The following is a 17,771-nucleotide window of genomic DNA, read 5'->3' as shown; positions in this document are numbered from 1 at the left end:
AATCCTGCTGGAGATCATTAAGTTTCTTTTGCGCTTCAAATCGAGTAGTTAACTGAGCTTCATAGGTTTTCTTTTCATCTCCTGATAAAGCTGAATTTTCACGAATCTTCTTGAGTTGATCCTTGTATTCTTGCTCCTCTTGAAGACCTTTTGACATAAATTCTTTACGAATTTTTTCAGCTTCTTCTTGCGATTTTTCAAGCATTTTAACTTGATCATTTAAGAGAGATTCATAGTCCTTTGATTCACCTGTAAAGCCACTAATGCCTCCCATATAACCATAATAATCTTTGATGTATTGATTATTATATTTTCCAAGGTTTTTACCCTTTTGGACATTTCCCTCACCTGCATGATAGGCACGAACAGCCTTCTCAATATTCCCATTGAATAGTTTCAAAAGGTATTGAAGATACTTTGCTGCGCCTTCTGCTGACTGCGCTAAGTTATAACGGTCTTTAACTCCATACTGGTCACCTGTACTTTTAAGAAATTGGAAGCCACCTGCCGCACCAGAACCTTTGTTATATGCATTTGCATTTCCACGTGATTCAATCATATGAATTGCAGACAACATTCCACTAGGCAGCCCATACTTACCTTCCAATCCACCGAAGTTGTATTTTGCAGCATTTGCCTTAACTTTTTCGCTGACCTGTAAGACTTTAAGCTGCTTTTCAAGCTCTTTGGTTCGATCTTTTTCGGATTTATTTCGCTCATCTTCAACTTTTTTGATCTCTGTAGTTGTAAGAAGTTCTCTACCTAAAATTGCAAGCGTACCTAAAGGAAGTTGTTGATCTGTACCTACTATCCCTGCTGCTTCTCTTGCCTTAAGAATAATATCTGCAGATTCCTTAGAAAGCCCTTGATTATATAACTTCAATCTTTCTTCATTTTGTAAAGATGAAGATAGTGAGCTGCTAATAAACTTCTGAATTTCCTCACTTAACCCTTTGACTTTTTCAGAGGTTGTAATAGCTTCTTTCGCAATATCATTAACACCTTTTGAGGCGTTAGTTGCTTTATTTCCTGCAAGTTCAGCATCGATTCCAAACACTTTTAAGGCTTCTTGCACTCTTTGAACTACGGGTAACTTTTCACGATAAAGATCATTATCTTTTTGCAGTTGTTTAAGTTGATCAGGAGAAATAAAATCAAGTTTATTCAGCTTTTTAAGTGCATCCTCTTGGCTCATCATTCCTTGTCGAACTTTATTGGAAATCTCAACAATTAGAAGATTCCCTCTATAAGCATTTTGAAGTTCAATGAGGTGAGCATTAAATAAATAGTTTAGATCTTTTAACTCTTTATTTTGTCCTTTGAATGCTTCTTGAAGATCTGCTTTAGCTCCTTTCTTTTGAACACCTTGTAAAGCCAGTAACTCTTGTTTGGTTCTACTTGCAATTTCAGTCTGTTCTTCAAGTTTCTTATTGGCTTCTGCTGTGCTGTCACGCATAAGTAAATATCCAGCAGCGACTGCTGCAATTGATATACCAATACCGACAGGACCAGTCATCACGCCCAATATTCTTGAACCAATTCCCAAGGTTGCTGTTGCGGCCGCTGCGGATCTTGTTCTAGCTGCGGCTAAAGCATTTTCAGTAGCTGTTAATTCTACATTGATGGCAGCTTGCTGTTGACGCAATAACCCCATTCTCAATTCAGAATTAATCGCACCTTGATCTGAAATTTGCTTTTTCTTTCGTGCCAACTCAAGTTTCAACTCTTCTACAAGTTGCGCGCGTGTAGCTTGAAGATTAACTAATTTAGCCTCCGCACCAGCCAACTCTTGTGCTGCGGCTACTTTTTCAGCTTGTACTGCAGCATATTGAATGACAGTTTGCTCAACAAGTTGCTTAATTTTTCCATAGCCTGCCATTGTGCTTGTATAAAGTGCTGGAATATAAGTCCCAACCCAATACGCCCCACCGATCATAGATATGTTTGTTACTGTATTTAAGTTTTCTGCTAGTGAGCTGAGGGAACCAGAAATTGCAGAGGCAGCACCTGTTGCTTGCCCTGATTCTCCAACAAACTTAGTCACAGCATTGGATAACTGAGTGAAAGATTGCCCGATAGTGAAATTAGTTTTTCCAAAATCTTCTTCAATTGAACCTGACATTTTTTCAATTGCTTGAACCATCTTGTCAGTAGTCAATAATCCTTGAGAAGACATTTCTTTCAATTCAGCACGAGTTACACCTAAGCCTTTCGCAAACACTTCCATTAAGTAGCCTGCGTTTTCACTCATCGAGACGAACTCATCACCATTTAAAGATGATTTATCGAAAGACTGGCCTAATTGGTATAAAGCTGCACTGGCTGCTTGAGCACTGGAACCTGAGTTACTAATTGATTTGGAAATAGACTCTGTGATCTTGGCAACTTTCTCTTGGCTTAAACCCAATTTTTCGCTGTTGTATTGAATCTTTTGATAGATGGTTGCAGTACCACCCCAAGCCGCGCCAGATCTTTGAGCAATATCAAATGTATCTTGCATTGCCACATTTAAGGCTTTCTGACTGGTAGTTACTAGGCGCAAACGGTTGTTAAGATTGGTCCAATCATCCATCTTAGCAATCGCAGTACCAACAGTCACAACCCCTGCCAAATATCCTGCCAACTGACGTGCTGCCACTGACATAGAGTTCATTGAAGTAGTTGCGTAATTACCAGTGCGTTCGATACTTTGTAGCTCTCGATCTAAAGCACGTGCATTACGTGCTGCTTGTTCTGAGCTAATTTCAATAATGAGTGTGCTACGTTGTTCAGCCATGGCTTTTCCTTAGGCGTAAAAAAGCGCCTAAGGGCGCATTGCTGATAAACAAAACCTCGACAGTGCAAACTCTCGGGGTTTTGTTTTGGGTATAAAAAACCGCCTTTCGGCGGTCTATTTTTTTAAAAATTATATATTTCAGGAGAAATATAATATTTTCCTGATGCTGGATCGGTAAAACCACTATCCATATCAAAACCAATTAAGTAAAAATAAACTTTTAAATTGTGTTGCCACAGATGTCTTTGGTGCCTGATGGGTAGGTTTGAGTCAGTTTAGTTGAGTCTGTAATAAGTTCTATAGAATACACATTGCCAATATTTGGAGAAGTAGAATCTATTCCGTAGTAAACCATTCCATTAGTAAAAGCTAAGCTTATAATTTTATTTGGGTTTGTAGAGACATATCCTTTATTTACACCATTAAAAATTACACCAACTTGCTTTGTATCTTGGTTTACATATATTCCAATATTTTGATAACCATCACTAGTGCTTAGTACAGGCAATTCAATCATGCCTGTAGCTCCATCAACAGTGCTACCGACTGCAAACATAACTTTATTGGGGGTAGTGCTACCCTGTAAATGATTTGCATACAAAGCTACTATCTGACCTTTCCCATTACTGTAATAAGCATCAGCATAGTTTGGATACATAAATATTTGCTCATTGTTAGTCAGTAAAGTTGTAGGGACTTTAACCTTATATTCGTATGCAAAAATTCCACTTTGAGGCACATTACTACCATTGTTTTGTCCTGATATCGCATTTCCATTGGCTGCAATAAACATCTGTTGAGAATTTTGTGAGGTTGATGCTACAGTGAAAGATGTTTTTTGCCCTGAGATAACTGGAAATTTCTGAAATCCCGCGAAAGCTGTTGAAATCTGAGCCTGTGTAGCATTAAAGTCATATGTGCAAGCACTCCACCCACTAATGCTCACTAATCCTGTTGCTAACGCGATAGTTAATTTTTTCATTATTCATTCCTTTTATTTTGAAAATAAAATATAGAACAATGAAATAAGTTATGCGAAATAAATCCGATAAAGCTTTTTACTCTTCAATAAAAAACCGACCTTTTAAAAGATCGGCTTTATTTAGTAACTTCTATGATTTTTGCTATTGCTTGTAGTATTGGGGCTGCTTGCCATGCGAGTATTCCAGTAATAATCGCAGCCATTATTAAATAGGTCCAAACTCTTAAAGGTTTACTTTCTGATAACTTATTCATCACTTTATCAACCTGCATATTTAGGTTAAAATTCACTTAGGTTCTCACTTATTTCTGATCAATTTGTGGGAAACAAAAAAGCCCATCGACTGTGAATCGTGGGCTTTTGCTTTTCTAAATCATTTAATTGGCGTTGTAGTGAGCGCCACTACAACAAGACCATCATTTTTTATTCGCTTCGCTCAAGTACTTCCCATCCAGCGCAAAGATACACTCAACAAAAAGCCCTCGATCCAAGTCACAACCGTACACATCAAAATAGCTTTTAATATCCGCAAGAGTGAGTGAATCATAGAACCCTCCACCCTGAGGAAAGGCAATAAAACGTCGAGCCTTTGAAATTAAATTAAAGGCTTTGATGATATGGTTTGCGGTGTAACTTGGTTCTAAACGCTCAGGCGGTTTTATGCCGAGCTTTTGGTAGACTTCTGCGGTTTTTTCTTCGCACCATTTGATGATTCTTTTCTCGTAGTGCTTGAGGACTTTCCCACTTCATCGACAATCTCTTCAGTCTTAGAGTCGTGGATCACCTTAGCTTTTTCCATGATGAAGACAATAATTTCAAGTGATTGCTTCGAACTTGTACAAATCAGTTCAGCATTTTGCGCGCTGTATTCGATTGGCTTTATATCTTTACCAACCAGACCCACCCACCCAAGCAATAAATGTGAAACAGCACGGTTAAAACCTAATTTGGCCTTAACTGCACCCTCATCTGTTACTGCCTTAATGCCTGCAAGTTCTTGCTCAGCTTGAATCCCATTGAGTTCAAGTGAACGTTGAAAAGATGGTTTATCAATACTCGCAATGAGTAGTTTCACTCCATCTTTAAAATCAAACCATTCTTGAACGTATTCAATGGACTTCTGTTCTTCGATTTCAATTAACATGATTAAGGCCCCGCAACTACAGGAATACGTGTAAGAGTCGGTGCAACATCCGCGACTGTGAACGAGAATTGGGTAGTTAATACATCACCAGCACCACCACTTGGCAAAGGCGCAGATACTTGAACCTTAGGTAGTTTGAGTGTGTATTTATTACCTGCAGTATCTTTCAATGAATATTCAAGGCCGATCGGCTCATTTAAGAATTGTTTTTCATAAAGTTCTGCAGTGTTTTTGGACCATGCAATTGTAAAGTTACCACTGCCTTTCATAATCGTTTCTAAGATTGCGGCAATGTTATTTTCATAGTCTAAGCACTTCTGAATCTGCATTGTATTATCAATGGTTAATTCAATCTGAGTGATGCACATTCCTAGTTTCTTTTCACCATCAATAAGAATGTCGCCAGTAGATAGACTAGTTAAAGGTACTGAATCCACTGCAGGTGTTACCGTACCAGTCGGTGCAACCTCATAAGCTGTGCGCTTCATTCCCATAATTGCGAATTTAGAAGTCACAATACCAGAATCAGGAATCGATAAAGTCCACTGGTTAATGTGGCAACCAGTGAAAACTTGGAAGTTATCGATATCACTAAAGCCACGAATAATCGAAAGCGTTTTTCGAGTTGTGCCACCAAATGTTAAAACGTTGCTATTCCAAGCATTGAAGGCAATTAGCTCTAAGACTTTATCTTGAATGCCATAAGCCCATTCAGATTCAATATCTCCTTGCACTTCAACACCAGTTACCAGAGTGCCGGCTGCAATTCGTGAATCTTTAATCGTTTGTGATTCAGTGGTTTGTGCTGATGCATCTAAACCATTAGTGGTAAATGCAAATGTATTCCAAGTTGTTGCAATCACACCAGGTGATGCTTCAAAACCAATTCGGGTTAATTGTTTAGCTCCAGAACTCATTAAGTTCTCCTTAATTTAGGCGTAAAAAAACCTCCGTTAAGGAGGTGAAAAAGTTTATTTATGAGGTTAAAGAGAACCAAGATTAAAAAGGTTCCCATAACCCTTGATTATTGCTACTTAACTTTGTACGTTTCCAAATCATATTTGAATTAGTCAAATATAGTACTTGGGTACCTTGAGTACTATTTAGCCCATAATAAACACTTGTTCCCCAAGCTGAATCTATTCCAGAAGGAATATTTTCTGTTGCTCCTTGAATTAAGCAAATTAAAATTCCAGAAGTATTATTAACTCCTTTATTTAAATCATCATTAATAATTTTTGTAGGTTGTGAAACTCCACTATTTGTAAAAGTTAAATAACTCGAGTTTAGGCTTAAATACTGTGATGTTGGAGTTACTTGTGGAGTTAACGTCCCAAAATTACATCCTTTTTCATATACTTTAGCTCCACCAGCAATATATAAGAAATCATTGATAAATCCCTCATTGCCTTTAATAAAAGTACAAGAATTGAATGAAGCCTCCAAATCTGAACCTATAACAGTAACAAGATTAAGTCCATTATTGTTTTCTAATGTACCATTGGTGCCCCATCTAGCCTGAAAACCATTTATTTCAATAGTTCGTTTTTCAGGAGCATTTGGAGAAGAAGTAATATAAAGAGGAGTACCGTAGCTAGACTCTTGCCCACAACAATCTAGGATTAAATTATATGGGTTTAATATTATAAAAGTTTGAGTGTCATCATACCCTTTATTTTTTTTAATTTGCTCTCCATAGCAACAAATAAATTTAGAAGTTTGAAGATTTGAAATTTCAAAACCCTTATCGTAATTTACAAACAGAAATCTCTCAAAAGTATTAGATGTCCCTGTTGTTGTATCTTCACCATCATAGACGACCATTCCTGTACGTCCTTGACTTAGATTGTCATGTGAGCCAGCAATAGAATTGAAATTAGTATGTTTATTTAGATAAAGATTTTTCGCATAAAAAGCAATTCGAACATTATCGAACTGTAAGTTCTCAGTAACACACTTTGCATGCCTTGGTGCATATAAACCATATGCAGAACCTTTATTATCAGCATAGTCATTAGAACTGAAATATATATCTTTTACGGTAATAGAATCTGCATAACCATTATCCCACGGATAAAATATTAAACATGCATCAACATTATAGGTATCCAAAGTACCAACTGGTTTTTCTGGGGCCTGTCTTGCTGCTAAATTTTCTAATGAATTACCAATTTTTCTAATACGGCTAACATTACGACCTTCACCTAATACAGTATCCCAAGGTTGTAAAACTAAAGCCTTTGAAGTAGCAAAAACTCCATTAATTTTTAATGCTAATTTTAGTTCTCGCGCATAGATTAAAGACTTCTCTAAAGCTAAAGAGTCATCAGAAATATTATCTCCTTTTGCTCCTGCCATAAATGGGTCAACATGCGTAACATTGATTCGGACCCAACCTTTAAAAAGAGATACACCATTCAGTTCGTTAACTAAGCTAGAATCATAAGCAAAGTTGCCTCCTCCAAATGTATTTTGGTCAGTATAACTTTTAACAACAGCTAGTTGATTATTAATAGGATCCTGATAATCAATAAGTTCTTGAATTGTATTAAAATATAAAATTTCCATAATTCCTCTATGATATATGAAATTAAATCCAGATAATTTAGGTCTAAGATTTCTAAAAATTGTTTAAAAAAATACCTATCTACTACCATTTTCTATGCATTAAAAAACCTGTCACTAAGGACAGGTTCGTTTAAAAGTAATTCAGGTTTGTTGTTTGATTAAGCTAATTAACTCGAAACTCAGCTCTCAGTATCTTTGCGTAAAAATTATCATCATCCATATCTTGTGGCGCATGGACTTTATAAACTTCAAGAAATGAAACACCAAAGGATTGTAAGAAGTCACGCCATTTTACACATAGATTAGTCATTTCAATCGTGCCTGTATTCTTTGGTGCAAAGCATTGGATTGAAATAGTGCCTATATCTCGAATACAGGGTTCATTTCCAATTCCAGCTATTTGACTGTCTCCATACTGAATATAAACTTTGCACCAAAGTTTATTTGATGGTGGTTCAAAAGGTTTACCATCTGGAGTTTTCTGATTTTCAATACGTAGATTTGTTTTTTCCACACCACTAAATTGACCTATTCGCTTGTATATCGCCAATTCAGCCTCTGATAAAGTCATCATTTATATCTACTCGTAACTGACTGGAATGTGATGGAATAAATACCTAAAGGCGCTTGTTCTTTGGAGTGTCCGTTTTCCAATCGGATAGCATAAGGCAGATTATTACTAATGAAGACTCTCATTCCCAATTGAACGCTCAGTATTTTAGCCAGCCCATCTGCAATGGTAGTGGTACCTGATTTATCTATTTTCTGAAAGTCTTTGGTGTAATCCACACTAGCAATTGAAACACGATGATTACCTCTGAAAGCCCCTGTATCGACTGGACTTTTAAGCACAACACCTTGAAGCATTGCAGCAGTGATTTTTCTTTGTAGTTCTGAGCCATCACGTAAAACTTGGAGTGTGAATTGTGATGGTCTTAATCCGTTCCAGCCCATAAATTTCACCCATCAATCAAAATTAAACTTTCCTCAACTGGCAAATCCAAATACTTCCACTTGGATCTTTACCTACATTCAAGACTTTGAATTGACCATCTGCCCCCCAAACATCATCAATCTGAGGCACACCAGTTACTTCATTTTGAAGCACTAAGGCTTTTACATCCTCAACTTGGTAATCAATAGGTTTAACCAAATCTCGCTTATATGAGCCAAATACACCACGTCCAGAGTACTGCTCAACAGTCACAGTAGGATAAGTCTGCGTTTCAAAGTCGAAATCACCTGACTGGATTTCTTTAGAACATGTAAAGGTGGTGATTGCATCTGTTAAATCAGTATCAAATGCTTCTTCAATCTCGGCTTGTAATTCATCTCTCAATCCCATCACAGTTTCCTCACCATTTGAACGCGTGATTTTTTGGTATAAGGCTTAATCAAATCTAAAATGAATTGCTCAACTGCATTAATGGATTTAGATCCATCCTGGTATACCTTTTCGCTTTCGACACTGTCAGCTTTTACTCGTTTAGATTTAAGCTCTTGGTCTTTATCTATGTAAAGTTTTTTATCAATAATGCCCTTAATGATCTCAAAAGATGCTTCTTTCAAATCATCTGGCACATCATCAACATTTTCATAATCTTTAACATTTCGAGCGATTAAATATGCTCGACTTTTCTTAAGAAGTTGAGCCTTGTCACTTTCACTTTGGCTGGTCCAAGTATCCCCAAGCGCTTGCTCAACTTCTGATTCAGTGACAAAACTCATGATTCACCTACTTTGCTTTGGTTGTTTTCGGTTTTTCTTCATCCGTTTTATCGGCGTTTGCTTCCAATTCGGTGATACGTGCTTTCATTGCTTCAATGTTATTTTGGAATGTAATAAATTCACCTTTTGATGTTTTAAGCTGGTCTAATGCTTCATCACGTTCTGCAACCACCTTTTCACACTCAGCTTTTGCTTCATCAACAACAGCCTGTAATTCAGGCGTGATGCCTACATTAACTTGAACTGATAGAGCCTGAGCACTTAAGAACGCATAGGCTTGTTTTACTGCTTCAGCATTCGGGAATTCATCATCGACTTCAACTGAAGTTGCGGCAGAGATAACACCTAAAAATGAAGTGCGGTAGCAAACATCAGGATATCCAATTACTGGAATACTATTGGTATAAATTACTTTCACTTTATTCTCCAAAACAAAGGCGACCGAAGCCGCCAAGTTTATTAAGGTGTACCTGAGATTACCGCAGCAAAAGGCACAAGTTTACGATCAAACACACGCTCCCAATTTGCTGCATTTGCATACTGAGCAATTGTTGGAGTTTTATTTGGATCTTCCTCACCTTTCCATGAGAACCCGGCAGGCTGCAAGATGTAAGTCTTACGCTCTACGATGATTTCAGAACCACCACCGTTACCACCTAAGGCATCACGCTGAACTTCGACTGGATTGGTTGGAGTACCTTCACCATAACCGAAGGCACCCGTACCAAAGAACATTGAAAGATATTGGTTTGTTCCATAAGTAAGACCATCATCCATAAAGATTGGCTTACCAAGGTAGGTCGTTAAGATGATATTGCCTTGTGAGTCTTTCACATACTCAATCAGGTCTTTTTGCACCATCTGCTTCATCACAACAGAATGCACACCAATTGCAGCAAACTGATCGGCTGCATCACCAGCGGTAAATGCTGCATCCTGCATTGCTGTAGCTGTCATTGCTGCCCCTGCATCAATAACCATATCGCCTGAATTATTGGCAAGGTTCGACGCAATCACACCACGTGCAGCACCCAATAAGTAACGCTGCCATTGACGTTCCCAATATTTCCCATAACGGTTGCGAATGTGTTGCATTGGTTCGCTGTTGGCAAGCTCAGTAGTTAAATCTGACACGCCATAAGGTTTGTTCAAATAAAGAGTACGAGCTTGCATCTTGCCTTGCGACGCTTTACCTACTTTACCTTTTTGATCTGGATCGTCTGTAGAGACGTTTGCCTCTTCATTGGCATCTAGATCCTGCCAATAAGAAATTGTTGAAGTACCTTGACCATTATTTGCAATATCACTCAAAGCTGGGTTTTTGGTAACAATACCTGATTGATAAACTGCCGTTTTTTCAGGTGAATTCACTGGATTTAATGTTTGGTAGTAATCCCCAACAAAAATATCCGCAATACGAGTAGCTGGCATAAATTAGTTTTCCTTAGTTTTTAATAACTGTTGAAATGCGTTTGGATTTTCACGCGCAATTGCTGCACGTTCTGATTCTGTATAGTCAGACCATTTTTTAGTTGATGTTCCTGAACCTGGTGCACCAGAACCTTGTGCTTTAGGGAAGAAATAAGACTTGGTTTCACGCAGACTTTCGACCCATTCTTTAGGGCTTAATGGAGTTGAGCCATCTTTCCCAATAATTGTTTCGCCATTGGCATCGATCATCACAGCATTGCCTTTTTCATCTAAAGCAAACTGTGATAAAGCCAAAGCGGTAACATCGTCTGTCGCTTCCGCTAAACCACCAACACCGCTGAACGCTTGAGCGATCTGACCTTTCACTACGGACTGTTTAAACTGATTCGCATATGCTTCAGCTTTATTTGCTCGCTCAGTTTCAGCCTGCAGCTGTTTGTCATGGTCTTGCTTCATTTTTTCAGTGCGCTTTTGAATGACTTCATCAATCTTGCCCTCGGCAATCAGTTTTGATTCTTCATCCATATTGGCTTTTGAAAGAAGGTCTTTAACTGCTGTTAAATCCACTCCTTCCAACTGCTTTTTAATGCCTGAAAGTTCAGTGTTTAAGTCTTTGTTCTTTCCAAGTAGCTCATCATTTTTTGCCTTCAAGCCTTTGACCTGTTCATCTACGGCATTTTTGATTGCTTCTTGAATTTCAGGATTGTTTAAATCAATTTTATTGTCTTCTGACATGTAATATTCCTCGAATAACCGCCTAGCGGATTTGTGAACCTGAGCTTTGCGCAGGCAATAAAAAAGCACCCTGTTGGGTGCTTTAGTTCTAAATTAAATACTATTCACATTTAAATTCTGTATCTTTCAACTCAGCTTTTGCTCGCTCATATAGACCTTTGTAAATCAATTGTGATTCTTTTACTTTTTCAATAGTTGAGTCATCATCTAAATTATTAGTTTTCATTAATTCCTGATATTCAACGTAGTGGTCAGCTATAAAGTCTATTAAATTAAGGTTTGCTTTGTTTAGTTCACACCAAGCTTTTTTGGACTGTAATTTTTCAGAAATTGCGACATTTTTATCATCATAATTCCTTGATGAAACATAATTATTGATGACTGCTTTTTTAAGTTCTTTATTAAGCTTCACATACTCATTTTCAAAATTATAATCGCCTGTAGCAGAGGCAATTGAAGCAATAAAAAGACTAAATATTAGTAATATTAATTTCATTAGATTTTTGACCATTTTATGAAGTATGCAAGATAATTATACTTTAAGCCCTAACTCCTTAAATGTCTTTTCATCCATTTCTTTTAACTGCTTCAATGTATATTTCTGATCAGTCAAAGGGTCAATGAAACGCTGAATTGGATATTTTCCGGTTTTCCATAATTCATATCGAGACTTACCAAGCCAACCGATTTGATATTCTTTGCTTTGGTGTGGAAACCAATCTTTATATGAGGTATTAGCATCAACTTGACCAATCTTGCCATCACGCTGATCTTTAGGAATTTGCTTAACAGCTCGATTATCTGCGACAAATGGTCTTAATCCAGCAATCTTCCCATTGGCATCGACACCAAGCAACGAAGATCGACAATGCGGATGCAATGGTGGAAGTCTAATATTTGGATCACCTTTTTTCCAAATGGTTTGATCTAAAGAAGCACAAAGTAATGAAGTTCTTCCATCAAGCACACTAAAGAACTTGTAGAAATCAAAACCCAAGGCATCCCAAGTATACACATAAGATTGATTTGACACATGACTTCGGGCAGTTCTAACAACTCGATCCACATCTTTAAACGATTGATCGATCAAACCATCAAAATGAACTTTCTTTCCATCAATAGTTTTGTCATAACCTCGAATTCGTTTAACAATTTCATAATTCGTTTGACCGGAATTAATTCCATCTCGAATTGCATATTCAACTTTTTGGCGTGCCGTTGTTGCGATATTTTCAAGTAAGCTGTCAACCAAAGCGCCACCAGTTAAAGGTTTATGCCTGATCTTGGTATACAGCTTTTTACCATCAGGCTCTTTAATTGGATTATTCAGTGCCTTGGATAACCACAAAGACTCGTAAACAGCGAATGCCTTTGCCGTAACAGCAAAAGTTTCAGGCAGCGCGACACTTAAACTCAAGAACCATTCATTAATAAGGCTGCGTACTTCTTTGAGCTTTGGTGTGGTGTAAAGCGCCCCACTTAAAGCAATTTTCTCTTGTTCGCTCAACTCATCCAGTAAATCACGAAGTTTCAAAACCATTTCGTTAGAATGACTACTGAAAATCTGCCAAAGCTCATTCACAATTTGACTCGATGCACGATGCAAGTAAGTTTGATGCTGAATAAATGCATTTAGAAATGCTTGCTCTTGAATCGAGTTATTCATGGTCTAACCCATATTTAGTGTGCCTTCAGTTTCTTGTTCAACCTTAAGCAATTCTTCTTGATACCCACCTTCTGGAAGTTTGCCAGTAGCAATGTAATCCCAATAAGTTGAGAACGAGTTTTTACCAGCCAAAGCACCTTCATAAAGTTGCTTAGCCAAATTAATGTCATAGGATTGATTAGAAAATTCGGGCTTAACTGTAAACACATAATCATTAGGATTTAGCCCAAGCCATTGAGCTGCATATTTTAATGCCTGCTCAATACCCTCTGCTGCACAAGTCACAATACTATGTAAACTCGCATGCTGATCATCTTGTCTCGCTCGACGCGCTTCACCTGATTCTTGTGTATTGGTATCAATAACCTTGGCGCCAGCTTCTAATGCAGCATTCTTTTGAGAATCCATTTCAGCTTTGGTTTTATCAATACCCACGCCTTCGATCTCTAAATATCCACACTCAGCACCCTGAGGTAAATCCCAAACTGCCATTACACCAGTAACGCTAATCTCATCATCATCTGTTAGGCCACTAATCCATGGTTGAGGATGGGCTGTATGATGAAGTGATTGAAAATAATCCGCAGATAACTGGTAATACTTTATCGCAGCCTTTGCCATGGATAACAATGGAATTGACCCTACATTAGGTGAATTATTCGTTGCACCAATAAAAACAAATGTAATGAAACCTAGATTTTTATCACCAATTTTCGGAGTTTTATCTTCAGTTTTCCCACCGTCATGCAGGACCACTTCAAAAGTACCATCATTTAATTCTAAAGAACGCTGAACTGTCTTTGTGCTATGGCTGAACTTATCTTCACCTGAACTATGTTGTTCTTCTAAAACAACCAATGTTGTATCTTTACGACCCTCAACACTGTTTTCCTTCCAATTTATGATAGATAGTGCGTCATACAGAGCAAAATAAGGTTTCCCATCACCATCTACATCGATGTAAAGTCCACAACGGCCAAATTCAATAATCTGCTCAACTATTCGGATGAATAACTGCTTTAATCCAAATCCATCATTTGTTGCATTTTCTTCTAAATGCTTCATCAAATTACTTTTGATCTGAATTTCAGGAGTAAGTTTAGAAACTAAACCAATCATAGTTCTTAATGAATCTTGGACCCATAGTGGATATTGAGCTCTTTGCAGATACCCATTATAGATTTCTTTACCAAGTGGACTTTGTTTTTCAGCTTCAATTTGACCTGCTGACTTTGGTAGATACTTAGTTGTAGCCTCTTTTATGGTTTCTTCGCCAGCAACAGAGCTTGAATCCCGCATCAGTTGCCAACTCTTTTTGACCGCTGCGTACTGCGGATGTTGATCTGTAACTGCCATATTAATACCATTAAAAAAGCACCCGAAGGTGCAAACTGTTTAAGCCATCCCGGGTATTCTTCGAGTTTTGACTTTTCTTTCTCGCTTGTTCATTGCTACACCAAACATACGGAAGGCATCGGCACCATGAGACGTATGATCATGCAGAGGTTTATCTTTCCAACACCCTTTTTTGTCATCCCACTCTTTACGATAGTTCTCTAAATGAGAAATACCTTCTTCACACTTGGTTTCATCAAACTCACAGAATTTAAGTATCTCACGAGTCTGTTCTATACCATCCATCACACCTATGCTTTCAACTACTTCAAATCGGACTGAATAAATCTCACCTTCAATCTCATAACCTTCTTTGGCAATGTCTAAACGCGATTTTGCATCACCAGTTAAAGAACGGTTTTTGATGTCGTGTGGTGCGTAGTGTTTTGAATATGTGTAGCCTTTATCTTTCAACACTTTAAAGTAATGTCTTAAGCCTTCACCTGAGTTTTCGTAGTAATCAATGACTTGATAACATTCATCAGAAATTTTCCTGATAAACCAAATTGCCATTGAGTCCGAAACGCCTAAATCCCAAAATGTCATTACAGGCAAATGATCATTGCTTGGTAATTCGCCTACTCGACCATTTGCATATAAGAATTTAAATTGCTTCTTGTAATACGCGCCTTCAACTGATTGCTGAAATGCTTCTTCAGGAATACTCGGATATTCTCGTTTAATATCATCACCCAAAGTCTTTTCTTTGGATGCATACCATGACTGTTGTTCAGGTGTGGTGTGAATATTGTGCTTAACTTTTAAATCTGAGAAGTATTCCCTTAATCGTTCCGATATCTCTGTTGCTGGGATTTGATATTCAGAGTTCTTCCACCATGAGAAGAAAAAGAATTTCCACTCTAATGGGTTTAAAGTTTTACCTTGAAGTTTTAATTTTTCAGCGTCTTGGCAATATTGATAGAAATAACCACTGCGTCCTTCTGCAGTACTTTCAAGAGTAATCCGACCACCAAGTGGTACAGCTTCAAATGCACCAGTAACAATCTCTTTTGCTTTATCAGGATGCTTTGCACAAATCTTCCCAAATTCTGAAACATGCAAGCTGTATAGCGTTCCACCACGAAATGAAGTTGAAACGGTAACGGATCCACCTTTCTTAAATACGATTTCACTGGTTGTTTCTTTGGTAACTTTATTCGCCTGCTTTACATCATCAGTCAAGCGGTCATAAGCATATTTGGTTTTATTACGAAAAAGTCGTTCTGCATCTGGCAAAGTATGTGCAATCAAAGCGCAATGCTTGTGATGAAATAGAGCTAGATCTAGCTGAATAATGCAAACTTCTGTAGTGAAACCAAGCTGACGAGCTTTAAGAATGACATTTCGGTCATGCATACCATCAAAGTATTCTAACTGCTCAGGTGTCATTTTAAATCTGACACATTTTCCGTTTTTATCTTCTACAAAATAAAGATTATTTAAGCGCCAGAACCGATTTTTAAGGAGTTCTCTTCGTTTATTTGAGAGCATTTTACCTCCTTAAAGATCATCATCTCCTATCTCATCCATCACATCAGATATTGTCTGAACGGTTACTAATCCTGAATGTTCAATCTTATCTTTAAAGGCCCCAACACTCACATGCTTGCCGATTAACTCAAGGTTCTTAACCTTATCAGGCCATTTGATTTTTTTAAGCCAGCCTGATTGCTCACGATCTTCTCCGAAGCCCTCAAATTGCTCAATATTTTCTATATTGGAAACATATTGACGCCAAATTAAAGGCCACTCACCAATTGGTTTGAAGTTGTAAGAGTCATCCATAATGTCTAAAACGTCCATTTGATCTATCTCAACCAAACGCCTTAAAACATAATCCGCATCTACTTGTGTGCGCTCCAATCTTTGAGCACTTAAATAAGCAACACGTTCTTGAACTTCATCACGTTCAAATGCTCTCCACGAAGTACTCTTATCCGCATACCCAGCCAATTCACCAGCCTTGGCAATGTTCAAGCATTTTAAGTATTCTTGCGCTAACCGTTCACGACGGTCATCTTCAAGTGGCTCACTCCCTTTCGGAAGCTCTATATCTTCCATAAAGTAATCTCCCTAACTTGATTAGTAAAATTTAATAAAGTATTTAATTATAAAACCTTATTAACCTTATTAAATAATTCAGAATTAATAACTTTATTTTTCATTGAGGTTAATTTAGTAAAATTATAAGAATCCACTTGGAATTGCGTTATTTTTTCAGCACAAAATTTAAAAAGATCAATTAATTGATAATTGATGTAATTGGATTCATAGTGAACCAAATTCATAAAGAAAATACAATTTAGTATTGAAATGCAGCGGCCATGTGCATATTCCTTAGTAATGCCTAAAAGTGCTAAATCAAGTTCAGATTCATCCAAAACTCTTACCAGTTCATCGAAAGTAAGGTGATCGGCATTTTCAAATTCTTTTTCAAAAAATAATGCTGCAAATACAAAATCTAAATAATTATGCGCATTATTGAAATTTTTAACATTATCAAAGAAATCTCTAGAATTAATGTCGATAGAAGATTGAAGCGATGTTTGTTTTGCCAGTTGTGAAAAATTCTCATTTAGTACTTCTATTCTTGAATTATTTCTGTTGAAGTGATCATCAATTTGATCGGAGATATTTATCATATTCTTTTTGACTATTTTTATATCTTCTAATGCTTCAGCTTGGATTTTTAGTTTGTCTTTGATTTTTACTAATGATGAAATCTGTGTTGACAACGTTTCACTTGAATTCTTTTGCTGTTGAGATTCACCATAAGTGTAACCGATAGCAAGTACTGCAAGAATTATTGAAATTAATGTTCCTGCAAATGATACATATCCCAATGCGCTACTATTTCCTGCAAATTGGAAAGCTACCCAAAAGATAAAAGCTTCCATAATTAGCAATATAATTATTGAAAGTATCCATTCACGTGTTGAAAATTTTGTTTTTTCACTCATTACAATGAACTCATAATTTTTAAATTTTTTGAATTATATGTAAAAATTACAAATATTTATACTTTTTATTATCAACTAATTATTAGGATTCTTCACTTTTCAGCCCATCTTCAATATTCTTCACATACCCATTAATCTGCTTCACCCTCATTTCACACTGGTTCTTAAACGCCCACGTGGAATTAAGATGATTAAGTGAGAGTAAGCGTGCCTTATCCTCTTCGAGTAGCTTGAGGTTCTTTTGTGCTTTGATTTTGTCCATAGATCACCAATCCGACCAAGGATTTAAAGCTCTCGGTTTATTTTTTTGATATTTCCAATTTTTATAGTCTTGGTACCACGTGTAGAAAAAAATCAAAACCACACTAATTAGGATGATGATTAAA

At 37.1% G+C, this 17,771-nt stretch carries 19 protein-coding genes; all 19 read right to left on the bottom strand.

The features are described from left to right. The coding region (locus ACG9ZL_RS16570) for a tape measure protein (RefSeq protein ID WP_419360815.1) at nucleotides 1–2,776 on the bottom strand (2,776 nt) is incomplete at its 3' end. Between the two features lie 220 nt (nucleotides 2,777–2,996). Next, complete coding sequence (locus ACG9ZL_RS16565) at nucleotides 2,997–3,758, bottom strand: DUF4882 family protein (protein WP_419360813.1); 762 nt, start codon at nucleotides 3,756–3,758, stop codon at nucleotides 2,997–2,999. Nucleotides 3,759–3,874: 116 nt separating this feature from the next. Further along, entirely contained in the window at nucleotides 3,875–4,048 is a 174-nt protein-coding gene (locus ACG9ZL_RS16560; protein ID WP_016539714.1) for a hypothetical protein, read from the bottom strand. A 368-nt stretch (nucleotides 4,049–4,416) separates the two neighbouring features. Beyond that, nucleotides 4,417–4,902: a phage-derived protein YdaY family protein gene (locus ACG9ZL_RS16555; RefSeq protein ID WP_419360811.1), complete on the bottom strand. Its 486-nt coding sequence runs from the start codon at nucleotides 4,900–4,902 to the stop codon at nucleotides 4,417–4,419. 2 nt (nucleotides 4,903–4,904) lie between these two features. After that, nucleotides 4,905–5,819, bottom strand: a complete 915-nt coding sequence (locus ACG9ZL_RS16550) for a phage tail tube protein (RefSeq protein ID WP_419360810.1) — start codon at nucleotides 5,817–5,819, stop codon at nucleotides 4,905–4,907. Between the two features lie 82 nt (nucleotides 5,820–5,901). Continuing rightward, a complete protein-coding gene (locus ACG9ZL_RS16545) occupies nucleotides 5,902–7,470 on the bottom strand; it encodes a hypothetical protein (protein ID WP_419360809.1) in 1,569 nt (522 codons plus the stop codon). Nucleotides 7,471–7,633: 163 nt separating this feature from the next. Beyond that, the gene (locus ACG9ZL_RS16540; RefSeq protein WP_419360807.1) at nucleotides 7,634–8,044 is read right to left on the bottom strand and encodes a hypothetical protein; all 411 of its coding nucleotides are present in this window, start codon (nucleotides 8,042–8,044) and stop codon (nucleotides 7,634–7,636) included. After that, on the bottom strand, nucleotides 8,041–8,424 hold the full coding sequence (locus ACG9ZL_RS16535) for a hypothetical protein (RefSeq protein ID WP_419360806.1): 384 nt from the start codon (nucleotides 8,422–8,424) through the stop codon (nucleotides 8,041–8,043). Before ACG9ZL_RS16535 ends, ACG9ZL_RS16540 begins: the two co-directional genes overlap by 4 nt. A 22-nt stretch (nucleotides 8,425–8,446) precedes the next feature. Beyond that, the gene (locus ACG9ZL_RS16530) at nucleotides 8,447–8,815 is read right to left on the bottom strand and encodes a glutamate 5-kinase (RefSeq protein ID WP_419360805.1); all 369 of its coding nucleotides are present in this window, start codon (nucleotides 8,813–8,815) and stop codon (nucleotides 8,447–8,449) included. Beyond that, on the bottom strand, nucleotides 8,815–9,198 hold the full coding sequence (locus ACG9ZL_RS16525; RefSeq protein WP_419360803.1) for a hypothetical protein: 384 nt from the start codon (nucleotides 9,196–9,198) through the stop codon (nucleotides 8,815–8,817). The genes ACG9ZL_RS16530 and ACG9ZL_RS16525 overlap by 1 nt, the downstream gene beginning before the upstream one ends. A 7-nt stretch (nucleotides 9,199–9,205) precedes the next feature. After that, nucleotides 9,206–9,616: a hypothetical protein gene (locus ACG9ZL_RS16520; RefSeq protein WP_419360802.1), complete on the bottom strand. Its 411-nt coding sequence runs from the start codon at nucleotides 9,614–9,616 to the stop codon at nucleotides 9,206–9,208. A 41-nt stretch (nucleotides 9,617–9,657) separates the two neighbouring features. Then, nucleotides 9,658–10,629, bottom strand: coding sequence for a major capsid protein (locus ACG9ZL_RS16515; RefSeq protein ID WP_419360800.1), 972 nt, complete (start codon nucleotides 10,627–10,629; stop codon nucleotides 9,658–9,660). Between the two features lie 3 nt (nucleotides 10,630–10,632). After that, nucleotides 10,633–11,364 (bottom strand): hypothetical protein, encoded by a 732-nt coding sequence (locus tag ACG9ZL_RS16510; RefSeq protein WP_419360798.1) that lies wholly within the window; start codon nucleotides 11,362–11,364, stop codon nucleotides 10,633–10,635. Between the two features lie 100 nt (nucleotides 11,365–11,464). After that, the gene (locus ACG9ZL_RS16505) at nucleotides 11,465–11,860 is read right to left on the bottom strand and encodes a hypothetical protein (RefSeq protein WP_419360796.1); all 396 of its coding nucleotides are present in this window, start codon (nucleotides 11,858–11,860) and stop codon (nucleotides 11,465–11,467) included. Between the two features lie 36 nt (nucleotides 11,861–11,896). Further along, on the bottom strand, nucleotides 11,897–13,030 hold the full coding sequence (locus tag ACG9ZL_RS16500) for a minor capsid protein (protein WP_419360795.1): 1,134 nt from the start codon (nucleotides 13,028–13,030) through the stop codon (nucleotides 11,897–11,899). Between the two features lie 3 nt (nucleotides 13,031–13,033). Then, the gene (locus ACG9ZL_RS16495) at nucleotides 13,034–14,386 is read right to left on the bottom strand and encodes a DUF4055 domain-containing protein (protein ID WP_419360794.1); all 1,353 of its coding nucleotides are present in this window, start codon (nucleotides 14,384–14,386) and stop codon (nucleotides 13,034–13,036) included. Nucleotides 14,387–14,425: 39 nt separating this feature from the next. Continuing rightward, nucleotides 14,426–15,916 (bottom strand): terminase large subunit, encoded by a 1,491-nt coding sequence (locus tag ACG9ZL_RS16490; protein ID WP_419360792.1) that lies wholly within the window; start codon nucleotides 15,914–15,916, stop codon nucleotides 14,426–14,428. 9 nt (nucleotides 15,917–15,925) lie between these two features. Then, complete coding sequence (locus ACG9ZL_RS16485) at nucleotides 15,926–16,486, bottom strand: terminase small subunit (RefSeq protein ID WP_419360791.1); 561 nt, start codon at nucleotides 16,484–16,486, stop codon at nucleotides 15,926–15,928. 47 nt (nucleotides 16,487–16,533) lie between these two features. Beyond that, on the bottom strand, nucleotides 16,534–17,385 hold the full coding sequence (locus ACG9ZL_RS16480; RefSeq protein WP_419360789.1) for a hypothetical protein: 852 nt from the start codon (nucleotides 17,383–17,385) through the stop codon (nucleotides 16,534–16,536). Nucleotides 17,386–17,771 lie beyond the last annotated feature (386 nt).

Source organism: Acinetobacter legionensis (assembly GCF_048551735.1).
In the GTDB taxonomy this organism is placed as follows: domain Bacteria; phylum Pseudomonadota; class Gammaproteobacteria; order Pseudomonadales; family Moraxellaceae; genus Acinetobacter.
The sequence above is the reverse complement of the archived record's forward strand: the minus strand, read 5'-3'. Positions and strand labels throughout refer to the sequence as shown.

Bases quoted from the DNA above. Each gene is read 5' to 3' on its own strand.
- ACG9ZL_RS16525 (WP_419360803.1), bottom strand. From the start codon at position 9,198: ATGAGTTTTGTCACTGAATCAGAAGTTGAGCAAGCGCTTGGGGATACT.
- ACG9ZL_RS16500 (WP_419360795.1), bottom strand. From the start codon at position 13,030: ATGAATAACTCGATTCAAGAGCAAGCATTTCTAAATGCATTTATTCAG.
- ACG9ZL_RS16505 (WP_419360796.1), bottom strand. From the start codon at position 11,860: ATGAAATTAATATTACTAATATTTAGTCTTTTTATTGCTTCAATTGCC.
- ACG9ZL_RS16540 (WP_419360807.1), bottom strand. From the start codon at position 8,044: ATGATGACTTTATCAGAGGCTGAATTGGCGATATACAAGCGAATAGGT.
- ACG9ZL_RS16485 (WP_419360791.1), bottom strand. From the start codon at position 16,486: ATGGAAGATATAGAGCTTCCGAAAGGGAGTGAGCCACTTGAAGATGAC.
- ACG9ZL_RS16515 (WP_419360800.1), bottom strand. From the start codon at position 10,629: ATGCCAGCTACTCGTATTGCGGATATTTTTGTTGGGGATTACTACCAA.
- ACG9ZL_RS16565 (WP_419360813.1), bottom strand. From the start codon at position 3,758: ATGAAAAAATTAACTATCGCGTTAGCAACAGGATTAGTGAGCATTAGT.
- ACG9ZL_RS16510 (WP_419360798.1), bottom strand. From the start codon at position 11,364: ATGTCAGAAGACAATAAAATTGATTTAAACAATCCTGAAATTCAAGAA.
- ACG9ZL_RS16550 (WP_419360810.1), bottom strand. From the start codon at position 5,819: ATGAGTTCTGGAGCTAAACAATTAACCCGAATTGGTTTTGAAGCATCA.
- ACG9ZL_RS16530 (WP_419360805.1), bottom strand. From the start codon at position 8,815: ATGGGATTGAGAGATGAATTACAAGCCGAGATTGAAGAAGCATTTGAT.
- ACG9ZL_RS16490 (WP_419360792.1), bottom strand. From the start codon at position 15,916: ATGCTCTCAAATAAACGAAGAGAACTCCTTAAAAATCGGTTCTGGCGC.
- ACG9ZL_RS16545 (WP_419360809.1), bottom strand. From the start codon at position 7,470: ATGGAAATTTTATATTTTAATACAATTCAAGAACTTATTGATTATCAG.
- ACG9ZL_RS16495 (WP_419360794.1), bottom strand. From the start codon at position 14,386: ATGGCAGTTACAGATCAACATCCGCAGTACGCAGCGGTCAAAAAGAGT.
- ACG9ZL_RS16555 (WP_419360811.1), bottom strand. From the start codon at position 4,902: ATGTTAATTGAAATCGAAGAACAGAAGTCCATTGAATACGTTCAAGAA.
- ACG9ZL_RS16535 (WP_419360806.1), bottom strand. From the start codon at position 8,424: ATGGGCTGGAACGGATTAAGACCATCACAATTCACACTCCAAGTTTTA.
- ACG9ZL_RS16480 (WP_419360789.1), bottom strand. From the start codon at position 17,385: ATGAGTGAAAAAACAAAATTTTCAACACGTGAATGGATACTTTCAATA.